The sequence below is a fragment of the Streptomyces sclerotialus genome (genome assembly GCF_040907265.1).
Taxonomy (GTDB): domain Bacteria; phylum Actinomycetota; class Actinomycetes; order Streptomycetales; family Streptomycetaceae; genus Streptomyces; species Streptomyces sclerotialus.
In genome coordinates, this window is the sequence record NZ_JBFOHP010000002.1 from 3,388,129 (window position 1) to 3,403,501 (window position 15,373).

11 protein-coding genes are annotated in these 15,373 nt (G+C 71.5%); 3 read left to right on the top strand and 8 right to left on the bottom strand.

The genetic code is table 11. The features are described from left to right. Positions 1 to 187: 187 nt before the first annotated feature. Positions 188 to 847 (top strand): Rv3235 family protein, encoded by a 660-nt coding sequence (locus tag AAC944_RS15000; protein ID WP_030625156.1) that lies wholly within the window; start codon positions 188 to 190, stop codon positions 845 to 847. A gap of 89 nt (positions 848 to 936) precedes the next feature. Here AAC944_RS15000 and secA read toward each other — a convergent pair whose 3' ends face one another. Then, positions 937 to 3,771, bottom strand: a complete 2,835-nt coding sequence (gene secA, locus AAC944_RS15005) for a preprotein translocase subunit SecA (RefSeq protein ID WP_030625160.1) — start codon at positions 3,769 to 3,771, stop codon at positions 937 to 939. A 398-nt stretch (positions 3,772 to 4,169) separates the two neighbouring features. Here secA and AAC944_RS15010 point away from each other — a divergent pair, with 398 nt between their 5' ends. Both AAC944_RS15010 and AAC944_RS15015 read left to right on the top strand, forming a co-directional pair. Continuing rightward, a complete protein-coding gene (locus AAC944_RS15010) occupies positions 4,170 to 4,817 on the top strand; it encodes a GNAT family N-acetyltransferase (protein ID WP_037773665.1) in 648 nt (215 codons plus the stop codon). A 46-nt stretch (positions 4,818 to 4,863) separates the two neighbouring features. Next, positions 4,864 to 6,087: a winged helix-turn-helix domain-containing protein gene (locus tag AAC944_RS15015; protein WP_030625166.1), complete on the top strand. Its 1,224-nt coding sequence runs from the start codon at positions 4,864 to 4,866 to the stop codon at positions 6,085 to 6,087. A gap of 38 nt (positions 6,088 to 6,125) precedes the next feature. On the opposite strand, the gene AAC944_RS15020 is transcribed toward AAC944_RS15015, so the two are convergent. The 7 genes from AAC944_RS15020 to mtnA form a co-directional block, all read right to left on the bottom strand. Further along, complete coding sequence (locus AAC944_RS15020) at positions 6,126 to 6,881, bottom strand: response regulator (RefSeq protein WP_030625168.1); 756 nt, start codon at positions 6,879 to 6,881, stop codon at positions 6,126 to 6,128. Between the two features lie 230 nt (positions 6,882 to 7,111). After that, complete coding sequence (gene hpf / locus AAC944_RS15025; RefSeq protein ID WP_030625171.1) at positions 7,112 to 7,807, bottom strand: ribosome hibernation-promoting factor, HPF/YfiA family; 696 nt, start codon at positions 7,805 to 7,807, stop codon at positions 7,112 to 7,114. Positions 7,808 to 8,125: 318 nt separating this feature from the next. Further along, the gene (locus tag AAC944_RS15030; protein ID WP_030625174.1) at positions 8,126 to 8,845 is read right to left on the bottom strand and encodes a ComF family protein; all 720 of its coding nucleotides are present in this window, start codon (positions 8,843 to 8,845) and stop codon (positions 8,126 to 8,128) included. Between the two features lie 405 nt (positions 8,846 to 9,250). Beyond that, a complete protein-coding gene (locus AAC944_RS15035) occupies positions 9,251 to 11,119 on the bottom strand; it encodes an LpqB family beta-propeller domain-containing protein (RefSeq protein ID WP_030625176.1) in 1,869 nt (622 codons plus the stop codon). Next, the gene (gene mtrB, locus AAC944_RS15040) at positions 11,106 to 13,376 is read right to left on the bottom strand and encodes an MtrAB system histidine kinase MtrB (protein WP_368397195.1); all 2,271 of its coding nucleotides are present in this window, start codon (positions 13,374 to 13,376) and stop codon (positions 11,106 to 11,108) included. The genes AAC944_RS15035 and mtrB overlap by 14 nt, the downstream gene beginning before the upstream one ends. Before the next feature lie 64 nt (positions 13,377 to 13,440). Beyond that, entirely contained in the window at positions 13,441 to 14,118 is a 678-nt protein-coding gene (gene mtrA, locus AAC944_RS15045) for a two-component system response regulator MtrA (protein ID WP_030250475.1), read from the bottom strand. Beyond that, positions 14,115 to 15,290 (bottom strand): S-methyl-5-thioribose-1-phosphate isomerase, encoded by a 1,176-nt coding sequence (mtnA, locus tag AAC944_RS15050; RefSeq protein ID WP_030625191.1) that lies wholly within the window; start codon positions 15,288 to 15,290, stop codon positions 14,115 to 14,117. The genes mtrA and mtnA overlap by 4 nt, the downstream gene beginning before the upstream one ends. Between the last annotated feature and the right edge of the window lie 83 nt (positions 15,291 to 15,373).

The following is a 15,373-nucleotide window of genomic DNA, read 5'->3' on the forward strand; positions in this document are numbered from 1 at the left end:
ACCTCTGCCCGACCGGCTCCCGTCCTCCTCGCACCCCGCCCGTCACCCGGATAGGTGAATTCGCCGACCCCCGCCGCCGCGCCTCCGGGCTCCTTGCCGCCCCTCCGCCCGCCTCGGTAGAAGAGCCCCACCGAAAAAGCTACTGCCCGGTATCCCGCGGGGCCGGGCGGAACGGGGGAGGTCCGCCATGACCACGATCGCGTCCACGCACTCGACGACAGCCACAGCCACAGCCACATCGGCGAACACGGCGCCGGCCGCCGGGGACGGCGGCGCGGCCGCCTTGCCCGCGCCCAGGACCGCAGCTGCCGCGTCGGCCGCGGCCACGGCGGCCGCGGGCGGCAGGGCGGCCAGGCGTACGCCGCCACCGCCCCGGCCCGGCGTACCGAGCCGCCCCGGCACCCGCCGCGACAGCCGCCGCCCCGGCGGACCCCGCACCCCGCAGACCGCGCACCGTCTCCCGCAGGGCGCGGCCCGCCGCCGCGCCGCCGAGCGGCTGCCGCACCGCTGGTTCGCCGATCAGCTGGTGCTCACCCTGAGCGGCCGGCGCCCCGTACACGCGCTGCTGGGCCACGCGCTGCCCGCCGCGTACGACCGGCTCGTGGAACTCGCCCCGCAGACCCCGCTGCGTCCCGCCGGGCCGTACCACCGCGCCCCCGAGCCCCAGGTCCGCGAATGCGGCGTGTACTGCCCGCGGCGCGGGGTCATCGAGGCCTTCGCCCGGATCTCCGCCGGAGAACGCGTACGGGCCCTCGCCTTCCGCCTCGAACGCGGCCGCGACGCCCGCTGGCGGTGCGCCGCCCTGGACATCGGCCCGTCCCTCACGGTCTGGGACCGGACCACCTGACCACACGGCGCCCATGCGGGAGGCCGGGGCACCGCAGCCGTCGCTGCGGCACCCCGGCCTCCCGTACCCCGCCGGTCGAACCGGCCAGGTCACTTCTTGCGGCGCCGGCCGCCCTTCTGCGCCTTGCGGCGCTCGGCACGCGTCATGCCGTCCGACTCCGAGCGGGTCTGGCCCGAGGGCACGGCGTCGGTGGCGAAGTCACCCTCGACGACCCCGCCCTCGCCGTCCACCGTCGGCGCGGAGAAGTGCAGCCGGTCCGGGCGCTGCGGCGCGTCCAGCCCCTTGGCGTGGATCTCCGGCCGGGCCCCGGCCTGCGCCGGCACCGCGTCCTGCACGTCCTTGTCCAGCGAGGTCCGCTCCTCGGCGTCCGCCACCGGGACCTCCTCGACCTGCTGCTCGACCTGGACCTCCAGGTTGAACAGGTAGCCGACGGACTCCTCCTTGATGCCCTCCATCATGGCGGTGAACATGTCGAAGCCCTCACGCTGGTACTCGACCAGCGGGTCCTTCTGGGCCATCGCCCGCAGGCCGATGCCCTCCTGGAGGTAGTCCATCTCGTAGAGGTGCTCGCGCCACTTGCGGTCCAGGACGGACAGCACCACGCGGCGCTCCAGCTCGCGCATGATGTCCGAGCCGAGCTGCTCCTCGCGCTTGGCGTACTGCTCGTGGATGTCGTCCTTGATCGCCTCGGCGATGAACTCGGCGGTGATCCCGGCCCGGTCCCCGGCCTCGTCCTCCAGCTCCTCCACGGTCACCTTGACCGGGTACAGCTGCTTGAACGCGCCCCACAGCCGGTCCAGGTCCCACTCCTCGGCGAAGCCCTCGACCGTCTCCGCCTGGATGTAGGCGTCGATGGTGTCGTCCATGAAGTGCTTGACCTGCTCCTGGAGGTCCTCGCCCTCCAGGACGCGGCGACGCTCGCCGTAGATGACCTCGCGCTGGCGGTTGAGCACCTCGTCGTACTTCAGGACGTTCTTCCGCGTCTCGAAGTTCTGCTGCTCGACCTGGGACTGCGCGGAGGCGATGGCCCGCGTGACCATCTTGTTCTCGATCGGCACGTCGTCGGGCACGTTGGCCATGGCCATCACGCGCTCGACCATCTGGGCCTTGAAGAGGCGCATCAGGTCGTCGCCGAGGGAGAGGTAGAAGCGGGACTCGCCGGGGTCGCCCTGACGGCCGGAACGGCCACGCAGCTGGTTGTCGATACGACGCGACTCGTGCCGCTCCGTACCGAGGACGTAGAGCCCGCCGAGCTCCTTGACCTCCTCGAACTCCGCCTTGACCGCGGCCTCGGCCTTCTCCAGGGCCGCAGGCAGCGCGGCCGCCCACTCCTCGGCGTTCTCCACCGGGTCCAGGCCCATCCGGCGCAGCTCGGTCTCGGCCATGTCGTCGGGGTTGCCGCCGAGCTTGATGTCCGTACCGCGGCCTGCCATGTTCGTCGCGACCGTGACGGAGCCCTTACGGCCGGCCTGGGCGACGATCGACGCCTCCCGGTCGTGCTGCTTGGCGTTGAGCACCTCATGGGCCACGCCGCGCTTGTTGAGCTGCTGCGAGAGGTACTCGGACTTCTCGACCGAGGTCGTGCCGACCAGGATCGGCTGGCCCTTCTCGTGCTTCTCGACGATGTCCTCGACGACCGCGTTGAACTTGGCGACCTCGGTGCGGTAGATCAGGTCCGCCTGGTCCTTGCGGATCATCGGCTTGTTCGTCGGGATCGGGACGACGCCGAGCTTGTAGATCTGGTGGAACTCGGCCGCCTCGGTCATGGCCGTACCGGTCATGCCGGAGAGCTTGTCGTAGAGGCGGAAGAAGTTCTGGAGGGTGATCGTGGCGAGCGTCTGGTTCTCGTCCTTGATCTCCACCCCTTCCTTCGCCTCGATCGCCTGGTGCATGCCCTCGTTGTAGCGGCGGCCGGCGAGGATACGGCCGGTGTGCTCGTCGACGATCATGACCTCGCCGTCGATGACGACGTAGTCCTTGTCCTTCTTGAACAGTTCCTTCGCCTTGATGGCGTTGTTCAGATAACCGACGAGCGGGGTGTTGACCGACTCGTAGAGGTTGTCGATGCCCAGCCAGTCCTCGACCTTGCTGACACCGGACTCGTGGATGCCGACCGTGCGCTTCTTCTCGTCGACGTCGTAGTCGCCGGTCTCCTCGATGCCGCGCTGCGGGTTGGCCGCCTCGCCCTTCTTCAGGCGCTTGACCAGCTTGGCGAAGTCGCCGTACCACTTCGTCGCGGAGTCCGCCGGACCGGAGATGATCAGCGGCGTACGGGCCTCGTCGACCAGGATGGAGTCGACCTCGTCGACGATCGCGAAGTTGTGCCCGCGCTGGACCAGCTCGTCCTTCGACCACGCCATGTTGTCGCGGAGGTAGTCGAAGCCGAACTCGTTGTTCGTGCCGTAGGTGATGTCGCAGTTGTACTGCTCACGGCGCTGCGCCGGCGTCATGTTCGCCAGGATGCAACCGACGCTCAGGCCCAGGAACTTGTGGACCCGGCCCATCATCTCGGAGTCGCGCTCGGCCAGGTAGTCGTTGACCGTGATGAGGTGGACGCCCTTGCCGGACAGCGCGTTCAGATACGCGGGCAGGGTGCCGACCAGGGTCTTGCCCTCACCGGTCTTCATCTCGGCGACGTACCCGAGGTGCAGCGCGGCGCCGCCCATCAGCTGGACGTCGTAGTGACGCTGGCCGAGCACGCGCTTGGCCGCCTCACGGACGGTCGCGAACGCCTCGGGGAGCAGGTCGTCCAGGCTCTCGCCGTCGGCGTACCGCTCCTTGTACTCGTCGGTGAGGGCCCGCAGCTCGGCGTCGGAGAGTTTGACGAAGTCTTCTTCGATGGAGTTGACCTGGCCCGCGATGCGGTGCAGTTTGCGCAGGATCTTGCCTTCGCCTGCACGCATGATCTTCGTCAAGACGGACACTTGGGCTGGTCTCCTCGCCGGTCGGGCCTGTGCACGGTCGGTGCGCGGGCGCGGCATTTTTCCAAGGGGCAGGCCCCGCCGCAACGGCCATCGTAAGGGAGGACCCCGCTACGCAGGGAGGTCCGTCGCCCGAAGGCCCCTGTCCCTTCTCCACAACTTTCCACGACTCGCTACGACACTTCCGGTCCCTTCTCCTCGTCCTCTCGCTACGACAACGCGCGAGGTCCGCAGAAGGTGCCGGTGCGCGGCCGGAACATGTTCCTGCGCACGCGCTCGACGACGGCGGGTCCGGCGCGCCACGCATGCCACGTCCTGCCTGAGTACCGCGGGTCCGGGCGCGCCCGGAGCGCAGCGTAATTCCTTCGCCCCCGCCGCGGCCAATAAGCACACTGCCTGGCATGGAACCCGTCACCCTCACCACCCAACGGCTCGTCCTGCGCCCCTTCCGGCCCGCCGACGCCGCGGCCGTGCACGCCGCCTGCCAGGACCCCGACATCCCTCGCTGGACGACCGTCCCCTCCCCGTACACGCACGCGCACGCGGAGGACTTCGTGGGCCCGTTCACCGCCAGGGGCTGGCGCGAGGACACCACGTACACGTTCGCCGTGACGCTCAAGGAGGACGGCCGCGCGGCGGGCGACGGGACGCTGGTCGGCTCGGCGGGCCTGGTACGGCTGCGCGAACTGGCGCCGCCCGAGCTGCAGGCCGAGCTCGGGTACTGGTCGGTCAAGGAGCAGCGCGGCCGCGGGTACACCGCCGAAGCCGCCCGCGCGATCGTGCGCTGGGCGTTCACCGACCTCGGGGTGGAACGCATGGAGTGGTACGCGGAGGCCGGCAACGAAGCCTCCCGGGCCGTCGCCCTGAAGGCCGGTTTCCGCATGGAGGGCACGCTCCGCGCGAAGATCCTCCACCGGGGCACCCGCCGCGACGCCTGGGCCGGCTCCCTCCTCCCCTCCGACCTGGGGCTCACCTCGGAGACGCCGTACCTGCCCTACGAGGGCCGCGCCTCGGCCGCCGCCCGCCCGGCCGACCACGGGAACGAATGATCGATTCTCCGTACCGTTGTCAGTGGCCGGTCCTACTCTGATCGGCATGACAGCCGTGCCTGCAGCGCAGCCCGTGACCAGTCTGTCCGCCGACGAAGCGCGCCGCCTCGCGCTCCGCGCCCAGGGATTCCTGGGCGCTCCCGACCGGCGCGCGGGCGTGCGCGGGGTCCTCCGCCGCCTCGGCGCCGTGCAGCTCGACACGATCTCCGTGCTCGCCCGCTCCCATGAGCTGATCCCGTACGCCCGCCTCGGCGCGGTCGGCCGCACGGCCGTGGAATCCGCGTACTGGACACCGCGCCCGGACGGGGACTCCGCCGCCGCGTCGGGCGCCGCGTACGCGCCGCACAGCTTCGAGTACTGGTCGCACGCCGCCTGCATCCTGCCCGTCGAGGAGTGGCCGCACTTCGCGTTCCGGCGCCGGGCCATGCGGGCGCGCGGCCACCGCTGGCATGTCATGAAGGACTCCGAGCGCTCGTGCGCCGCCGTCCTGGACCGGCTGAAGGCCGACGGCCCGCTGACCACCACCCAGCTGGGCGGCGGGCGGAACGGCGGGGAGTGGTGGGACTGGTCCGAGACGAAGATCGCCGTGGAGTGGCTGCTCGACACGGGCGAGGTCGTCTGCACGGAGCGCCGTGGCTGGAAGCGGGTGTACGACCTCGCCGAGCGCGCCGTCCCCGACGACCTGCTGCACGACGACCTGGACGACACCGAGTGCGTCCGCCGCCTGGTCGCGCAGGCCGGGACCGCGCTGGGCGTGGCCACCCGCGCCGACCTGGCCGACTACCACCGCCTCAAGAGTGAGCAGGTAAGCGCGGTCATCGCGGACACGGGCCTGGTACCGGTCGAGGTCGAGGGATGGGGGAAGCCCGCCTGGGCCGACCCGGCGGCGCTGGCCGAGCCGCCGCGCGGCCGGCACCGCACCACCCTGCTCTCGCCCTTCGACTCACTGATCTGGGACCGCCCGCGCACCGAGCGGATGTTCGCCTTCACGCACCGGCTGGAGGCGTACGTCCCCAAGCCCAAGCGGATACACGGTTACTTCGCCATGCCCCTGCTGGCAGGCGGCAAGCTGATGGGCCGGGTCGACCCGGCCCGCGAGGGCACGACGCTCGTGGCCCGCCAGGTCTCGATGCAGGGGCCCAAGGCCGTCCGCCCCATGGCCCAGGCCCTGCGGGAAGCCGCCGCCTGGGTCGACTGCGACAGTGTCCGCGTCGACCGCTGCGACGACCCGGCCCTGCGCGCCGCCCTGACCGCCGAGCTGTCCGCCTGACCCGCCCCGCGGGCAGGCCGGTGACCCCGGCTCGCCCGCTAGCGAATCTCCAGGATCTTCTCGCGCATCGCGTAGACCACCGCTTCCATCCGGGAGTGCAGCTGCAGCTTCTCCAGGATGTTGCGGACGTGGTTCTTCACGGTGTTCTCGGAGATGAAGAGTTCCTTGGCGATGTCGCGGTTGTTCATGCCCGTGGCGACGAGCTTCAGCACTTCCAGCTCGCGGTCGGTCAGCCGCGGCGCCGGAACGAGCCGGCGCTCGTCCGTCCGCTGGATCATCGACTTGAACTCGGTGAGGAGTTTGGACGCCATGGAGGGGCTGATCTGCGACTGGCCGTCCGCGACCGCGCGGATCGCGGTGGCCACCTCGTCGGTGGAGATCTCCTTGAGGAGGTAACCCGTGGCCCCCGCCTTGATCGCGTCGTAGAGGTCGGCCTCCTCGTCGCTGATCGTCAACATGATGATCTTCGCGCTGGGGGCCACTTCCTTGATGGAGGTACACGCCTCGATACCGCCCCGCCGCGGCATCCTGACGTCCATCAGCACGATGTCCGGCAGCAGGTCGGCGGCCTGGTCCACGGCCTCGGCACCGTCCCCTGCCTCGCCGACGACCTGGATGTCCTCCTCCTGGGCCAGCACGATCTCCAGGCCGCGCCGGAAGAGTGCGTGGTCGTCCACCACCAGGACTCTGATCGGCTCCTTGCGGGACGCTGCCGCGTCCGAGCCGACACCGTCGGCCGTACCGACGCCGTCATCGTCCGCTTCGTCGCGCACGGGCCCGAAGCTGTCCCCCATCGTTCCTCCCCGTCAACTACTCGGCCCGGAAGGCCTGAGCTTGCTCATAAGGCTGGTTGACAACAGCCCGCTACGGCCAGCCCGATCAGCGCCATACACAAACCGTCTCTCCGGCATGTCGCCTCGTGTCCCAACACCCTGGCCGCACAGACACTATACGGTCTCAACTCCTGCTCACAGCGGCCACAATGGCGCCCCCGGCGCACGCCGGGGGCACCTCGTCGGTGGCATCAGCCGCCGAGCGCCCCTCCGGCATCGGTGGGCGCTCCGTCCGCGAACGGATCGGAATTCAGACGGATGACGCCGTAGTCGTACGCGTGCCTCCGGTAGACCACGCTGGGCTGCTTGGTGTCGGCGTCGACGAACAGGTAGAAGTCGTGTCCGACCAACTCCATCTCGTAAAGCGCCTGGTCGAGAGCCATGGGCGCTGCGGAGTGGGTCTTCTCGCGGACGACCAGGGGACCTTCGCCCTGGACCTCCAGCGATCCCATCCGGGTGGTGGGCACCTTCTCCTCGGCGGCTGCCTCATGGGCGGCGAGTTCGCCGTTGGTGTTGAGCCGCGCCGCGTCCGGAACGCTCACGGCCACGTCGCTGGCCGGGATGCGTCCGCTGCCGCGCCGCGAGTGTCGCTTGTCGTGCTGCTTACGGAGTCGCGCCTCGAGCTTGGCCGTGGCCAGATCGAGCGCGGCGTACGGGTCGGCTGCGGCCGCCTCGGCCCGGACCACCGGGCCACGGGAGCGGAGAGTGATCTCCACCCGGTCGGAACGGTCGGCCTGCCGCGGGTTGGGCTCCTTGGACACCTCGACGTCCAGGCTGATCACCTTGCCGTCGAGCTTCTGGACCTTGTCCAGCTTGAGCTTCTCGGCCACGTGCTTGCGGAACCGCTCGGGCACCTCGGTCTTGCGGCCCTTGACGACGATGTCCACGCAGAACTCCGTTCCCGGATCACTCCACCCGATGAGCGGGGTGATTCCTTCTTGCACCAGGCTCCGGTGGTTGCCGAAGCCTCGGACTTGGCGACTTTCACCTCCTTCTCCCCCACGTACCAGGACTCCACTCCAGCCGTTTTCAGCATCTCTGCCGGCACCAGGAACCGCACCTATCCGGCATATGAGGCAAAGCGTCTGCCAAGTCCTCACAACCGAACATAGCTCGCCCGGTGGGTTGTCGGCACCCCCTAACGAGGGCTAGCTCCGTTTGAGTGATTTTTTGCCCTCAGTACCTGCAACGATGAATTTTCTCGGTCAGTTCCAGTTGATTTCGAAAGCGCCGGGCGAGGCCGCCACGACCGCCGCTCCGGCCACCCTCCCTCCTGCCGCTCCGACCGCCCGCGACGCCTCGGCCAGCGACGCTCCGGTGGTCATCAGGTCGTCCACCAGCACCACCGATCCGCCCCGCAGCAGCCGCCCGCCACCGGCGACCTCCAGGGCTCCGGCGAGGTTCAGCTGCCGCTGCCGCGCGCCGAGCCCCGCCTGATCGATCACCCTCCGCCGCTGCCGCAGGGCCGCCAGCACCCGCGCCCCGGTCCCGCCGCGCCGCAGCTCCCGCGCCGCCGCCAGCGCGATCCTCCGCACCGGGTCGTGGCCCCGCCCGGCCACCGCCCTCGGGGCGGACGGGACGGGTATCAGCAGCAGCGGCCCCGGCCCGGGCCGCAGGCCGCGCACGGCCCCCGCCAGCGCCCCGCCCAGCGGCGCCGCCAGGGCCAGCGCGCCCCGCTCCTTGTGCGCGAGGAGCACCGCCCGTACCGCGTCGGCGTACGCGGCAGCGGCGTACACCCTCGGCAGCCCCGGCGGCGCCGGGCTCGGCCGCACCCGCCGCGGCCCACGCCGCCTCCCGGCCGCCTGCCCGCCCCCGGCGTACAGCGACCGCCTGCATTCCTCGCACAGCTCCGTCCGCGGCCTGCCGCATCCCGCGCAGCCGACCGGCAGAACCAGCCCGGCGAATTCCCGCCACAACCCCCGCATGTCTCCACTGTCCCGCCCTCGCCGCCCGCCCACCACCCCTGTGGACAACTTCGGCGGGCAGGCGGGCCGAGGCGCCTGCACAGGCGCTTCACCTGCGGAAACGGGCGGTTACGGAGACGCGGGGGCCGGTCACGTTCCGCTGCGGCGCAGCTCCCATCCGCGCCGGTCCGCTCCGGTCCGCTCCGGTCCGGACGGCTGAGATCTGAGCCCGCAGCCGGCGCCGGGCTCGGGCGAGCTCAGGCGGGCTCCTGCGAGCTCGGGATGGCGAGATGCCTGTGCCGGCCGGCAAGGTGGCCGGAAGCCGTAGCCAGGGGCGGTCCTCGGCCTCGTCACCGGCCTCGAAACCGCCCCGGCACCGCTCCGGCACCGTCCCGTCCCCAAGCCGGGCCCCGGCACGGACTGGGTTCAGCCCGGATAGACCGGGGCCGTCCCGCGTGTCGCCACCGTCTTCCAGTTCGCGTCCAGCGGCAGCCGGACGATGCCCTCGTCCGCGTCCGCGATCAGCGGCCGGCTCTCGTCCTCCGACGCCGCGACCGCCTGCACGCCGTTCACGCCGGGCAGCGTCTGCGTGTTGGACGCCGAACCGTCCGTCTCCATGAACTGCATCTGCTGCACCCCACCGGACTCCCGGCCCACCACGACCAGCCGGCTGTCGCCCGCCCAGGAAGCGGCCACCACGTCCTCCAGCTGCGGCGCTATCGGGCGCAGCGCCTCGACGGACAGCTTGGGGTTCATCGCCGTACCGCCGCGTTCCACCCGGCCCAGCTGCAGGGTCGTCCGCCCCTTGTCCTCGATGAGCATCGCGATCCGGATGCCGTCGGACGCCACCCTGATCGCCTTGATACGCCGCTTCCCGAGCCCGGGCACCGCGACCTCCTGCGGCTCGCCCTTGCCCGAGCGGAGCCGCAGCAGCCGCGACCCGTCGCCGTCCCGGTTCGCGACCCACAGGTCGCCCAGACCGTCCCAGCTCGGCGCGGTCAGCCCGTCCGTCTCGTTCTTCGCCTTGCTCCGCAGCCGCACCTCGGCCCGGTCGGCCTTCTCGTCCAGATCGGCGACGTACAACGCACGCCCGTTGAGCGAGACGCCCGCTGCGGTCGACTCCCCGTGCGCGACGCCCACCGAACGCAACGCGATCTTCCCCGTACCCAGCGGCCCCGGCACCGGCGTCGCGTCGGTCACGGAGTCCGTCATGCTGACCACCCGGTGGTCACCGTCGATGTAGTACTCCAGGGCCGTGCGCCGGATCCGGGCCTGCTGGCCGAACCGGTCCGCCGCCTCCTGCTGGTCCAGCCCGCACAGCGAGTCGCCGTCGTCGGTCTGCAGCTCCACCTCGCTGACCTTCGAGGCACGCGCCATGCCCTGCACCGTGAAGAGCACCTGAGCGGCCATCCTGCGGCACTGGTTGGTGTCGACGCCGGTCGCCTGCTTGCTCAGCCGTACCCGGAGCGCGTTGGAGTCGTCCAGCGTCAGTGTGGGCCGCGTGACGTGCGTGTCCTTAGGGAACGCGGACGTCGCCACCTTGTTCAGCCAGTTGGTCGGCCCCTGCAGCAGCGCGTCCACGCTGGCCGTGACGGGGTCTATGCGCTGCCGGAGGTACACGGGGTCGGCGACGAGCACGTTCTTGCCCGCCCTCGGCTCGCCCGCCTCGGACTTGTAGGCCGCGAAGTAGTACTTGTTGACGGGCTGATAGATGCGCTGGAAGTCCGGCAGGCCGAGCACCAGGCCGTTCGGCAGCCGGTCGATGCGCCACTGCCCGTCCTCACGGGTCAGGTGCATCGTCTCCTGGTACGCCTTCTCCTCGGGCGTGTAGGCGTGCTTACGGTCCACGGTGGCGACCTGCGTGCCCACGAGGGTGACCGTGAAGCCCTTGGCGTCCTCACGGTTGGCCGGGCTGCCCTCCGGGGTCGCCTTGGGGCGCTCCTGGAGCACCTTGGTGGTCGCGAACGGCTGCCAGGCCTTACGGGCCGGCGCGGCCAGATACTGCTTCGCCGTACGGAGGTTGGCCTCGTCGCTGGTCAGCGCGTCGAGGAAGCCGCGCACGATGTCGGTCGGCTGCGCACCGTCCTGCGGCGGCACGCCGTAGACCCGCACCTGCGAGTCGGCGTCCGCACGGGAGGCCTGGTCGACCGGCAGCGACTCACCACTGTCCGGCATCGACGCGCACCCGGCCAGCAGCATCGCCCCGGCGGCGAGCACCGCGACGGTACGGGGTCCGCTCCCGCGCAGCCGTCCGCCACGCGGTGCTCCGCCGCGCTTCCGTTCAGCGCCGGTCACGAAGCTCGCCCTCCTGTCGTCCCTCGCCGTCCCGGTTCTCACCCGTACGGGGACGGGCGTCCGTACGGGTCCGCGTGTCCGCGTCCGTACGGGTCCGCGTGTCGGTGTCCGTAGGAGTACGCGCGTCGGTCCGCATGCCGGCGTCGGCCGCCTCGCCCGTCTCCGTCCCCCGAGGCTCCGCTCCCTCGGAGGCGGCCCCGTGGTGCGGCGCTCCGCCGTGCCCTGCCCCGTTGTGCGCAGCGCTCCGGTCAGGCGCTGCCGCGGACGCAGGCACGGCCTCGGACACCCGCACCGACTCGGGCGCGGGCTCAGACGCAGCCGCGGACGGTGCAGCGCCGTCGTGCGGCGTGCCCCCGTTACCCGTCGCACCACTGCCCATCGCGCCGTTTCCCGTCGAACCGTTCCCGCTCGGGTGCGGCCCGGCACCCACGGCACCGTTGCCGCCCTGGGTCTGCGCCGGAACCGTGGCAGTGGGTTTGCGTGCCTCGATGGCGCGGTGGCCCGCCGCACGGCTCCGTGCGCGGTTGCGCCGCGAGTCCTCCGGCTCCAGCGGGATCGGCGAACCGCGCAGCGCCTCGCCCGCCGTCCGCGGCAGGGTCAGCCGGAACTGCGAGCCGCCACCGGGCTCGCCCCAGGCCTGGAGCCAGCCACCGTGCAGCCGGGCGTCCTCGACCGCGATCGACAGGCCGAGGCCCGTACCGCCGGTCGTACGGGCCCTGGCCGGGTCCGCGCGCCAGAACCGGTTGAAGACCCGCGTCGCCTCGCCGGGCCGGAGCCCGACACCGTAGTCGCGCACCGCGACGGCCACCACGCCGCCGCTGCGGCCGCCCGCGGAGGCCAGGCGTACGACGATGTCGTGGCCCTCACCGTGCTCGACCGCGTTGACCACCAGATTGCGCAGCACCCGCTCCACACGGCGGGCGTCCGCCTCCGCGACCACGGGGTACTCGGCGCCGCGTACGACGATGCGGCTGCCCTTGGCCTCGGCCAGCGGTTCGGCGCCCTCGATGACCCGGTGGACGACGTCCCGCAGGTCTATCGGCTCGGCCTCCAGGGCGGCCGCTCCCGCGTCGAACCGGCTGATCTCCAGCAGGTCCGCCAGCAGCGACTCGAACCGGTCCAGCTGGCCGCGCAGCAGCTCCGCCGAGCGCGCGGTCGCCGGGTCGAAGTCGTCGCGCGCGTCATGGATGAGGTCCGCGGCCATCCGTACGGTCGTCAGCGGCGTCCGCAGCTCGTGCGACACGTCGGACACGAAGCGGCGCTGCATCCGGGAGAGCGCCTCCAGCTGCTGGATCTTGCTCTGGAGGTTCTGCGCCATCTTGTTGAACGATTCCCCCAGCCGCGCGATGTCGTCCTCACCGGTGACCTTCATGCGCTCCTGCAGCAGCCCGGCGGCCAGCCGCTCGGAGATCCCCGCGGCCATCCGTACCGGGGTGACGACCTGCCGCACCACCAGCCAGGCGATCGCGCCGAGCAGCACCACGACGAAGACCCCGGCCGTGGCGAGCGTGCCCTTCACCAGGCTCAGCGACTTCTCCTCCTGGCTGAAGGAGAACAGGTAGTAGAGCTGGTACGGGTTGCTGTTGACATCGTCCAGGCGCTTGCCGATGACCAGCGCCGGCTCGCCCTCGTCGGACCCGACCCGCTTGATCCGGGTGTACTCGCGGTACGTGCCCCCCTTCTCGTCCAGCTTCCGGCGCATCTCCGCCGGCACGCTCCGCTCGGGGTCCACGTCACCCGACGCACGCGGGCCGCGGATGCCGGGGCTGTCGTCCACGAAGGGCTGCTCGACGGCGGAGTCCGAGCTCAGCGCGACCACCGAGAATACGCCCTGCCCGCCGCTCGCGAGCTGCTCGACGAGGCTGGTGAGCCAGGTCGCGGAGTCCTGCGCGCCGCGGTTCCCGGGCCGCTGGGGCTCGTCACCGCGGGTGTCTCCGGCGTCGTCGGCCATCTGCTGCGCCACGGCGAACCCGCCGGCGGCCTGGCTCTGCGCGGCCTGCCGCTTGGCGTCCAGCAGGCCGTTCCGTACCTGGCCGATCACCACGAGGCCGAGCAGCAGCACCACGCCCAGCGACATCAGCAGGGTCGTCGCGACGACCCGTAGCTGGATGTTGCGCCGCCAGAGACGCATGGCGGGCAGCAGCGGCCGGCGCACCCAGCGGCCGATGAGGCGCAGCATGGGGTGGACCGGCCCGGTGCCGGCCCCGTCCGGCAGCAGCTGCTGCCCGCCTCGCACGAAGCGCTCGAAGAAGGACATGTCGTCCGCCGTGTCAGCGGCCCGCCCCCGCGTCCCCTCCGGAGCCGAACCGTCCCGGGGCATGTCAGCTGGGCCCGGCCTTGTAGCCGACGCCGCGCACCGTCACCACGATCTCCGGGCGCTCAGGGTCCTTCTCGACCTTCGAGCGGAGTCGCTGGACGTGGACGTTCACCAGCCGGGTGTCCGCGGCGTGGCGGTACCCCCAGACCTGCTCCAGCAGCACCTCACGGGTGAAGACCTGCCACGGCTTCCGCGCCAGCGCCACCAGCAGGTCGAACTCCAGCGGCGTCAGTGCGATCGACTGCCCGTCCCGCTTCACGGAGTGCCCCGCCACGTCGATGACCAGGTCACCGATGGCCAGCTGCTCCGGCGCGGGCTCCTCGGACCGCCGCAGCCTGGCCCGGATCCGGGCCACCAGCTCCTTGGGCTTGAACGGCTTGACGATGTAATCGTCCGCACCGGACTCGAGGCCGACCACGACATCGACGGTGTCGCTCTTCGCGGTGAGCATCACGATCGGCACGCCGGACTCGGCCCGGATCAGCCGGCACACCTCGATGCCGTCCCGTCCGGGCAGCATGAGGTCGAGCAGTACGAGGTCCGGCTTGGCCTCGCGGAACGCGGCGAGCGCCTTGTCGCCGTCCGACACGAACGACGGTTCAAAGCCTTCGCCGCGCAGCACGATGCCGAGCATCTCTGCCAGTGCGGTGTCGTCGTCGACGACCAGGACGCGTCCCTTCATTCGGCCATCATCCCATTACCTGATCGTGACTTACCGAATCGTGACGTGGAACACACCCCGGCGAGGCCGTCACGGGTGACCGGCGAGACCACGCCCGCCTCGGTCACGATCGCCGTCACCAGCTCGGCCGGAGTGACGTCGAAGGCCGGGTTGTAGGCCTGCGCGCCCGGTGGCGTCACCGGAACCCCGACACCGCCCGCCTCCGCACCGGGGGCGAACATGTGCGGCAGGGAGATTTCGGTCACTTCGTGCCCGGCCCGCTGCTCCACCTCGATCAACGCACCCTCCTCGGTCTCCGGATCCAGTGTCGTGGTCGGGGCGACCACCACGAACGGCACGTGGTGGTAGCGCGCCAGCACGGCCAGCGGGTAACTGCCCACCTTGTTGGCGACCGCGCCGTCCGCCGCGATCCGGTCCGCGCCGATCAGTACGGCGTCCACCTCACCCGCCGCGAAGAGCGACCCCGCCGCCCCGTCGGGCAGCACTGTGTAGGCCATTCCCGCCCGCGCCGCTTCGTACGCGGTCAGTCGCCCGCCTTGCAGCAGCGGCCTGGTCTCGTCCACCCACAGGCGCCGCAGCTCTCCCGCCCGGTGCGCCGCCAGCGCCACCGCGAAGGCGGTGCCCTCGCCCCCGGAGACAAGCGCTCCGGTGTTGCAGTGCGTGAGGATGCGGTGACCGCCACCCGGCAGCAGCTCACTGAGCAGCCGCAGCCCGTTCTCCGCCATCCGCGCGCTGGCCCGCGCGTCCTCGGCGTGCACGGCCTTGGCCTCGGCCAGAGCGGCCGCCGCGGCCTTCTCGGGCGGCCTGCCGGCGGCCAGCGCCTCGTCGTACGCGGCCACCGCTCGCCGCACGCCGTACGCGAGGTTGACGGCGGTCGGCCGGGCGTACGCCAGGGACGCGGCGGCATCGGCCACGTCGAACCCACGGGCGGCCGCCAGCGCGACGCCGTACGCCCCGGCGATGCCGAGCAACGGAGCGCCCCGCACGGCCAGTGTCCGGATCGCGTGGACCAGAGCCGGCACGTCCGTGCAGACCAACTCCGTCTCTTCAGCGGGCAATCGTGTCTGATCCAGCAGGACCACCACCGGTCCCTCGGGCGGCTCCTCCCAGCGCAGCGCAGGAATCGCGGGTGCCTCGGCACCCGCCAGGGGTACTCCGTACGGATCGGCCATCCGCCCAGTCTGCCGTCGGCGGCACGGGAAGCAGAAGGTCTGCCCGCATGTCCCGGACAACCATCGGGGCAACCGGAACATCT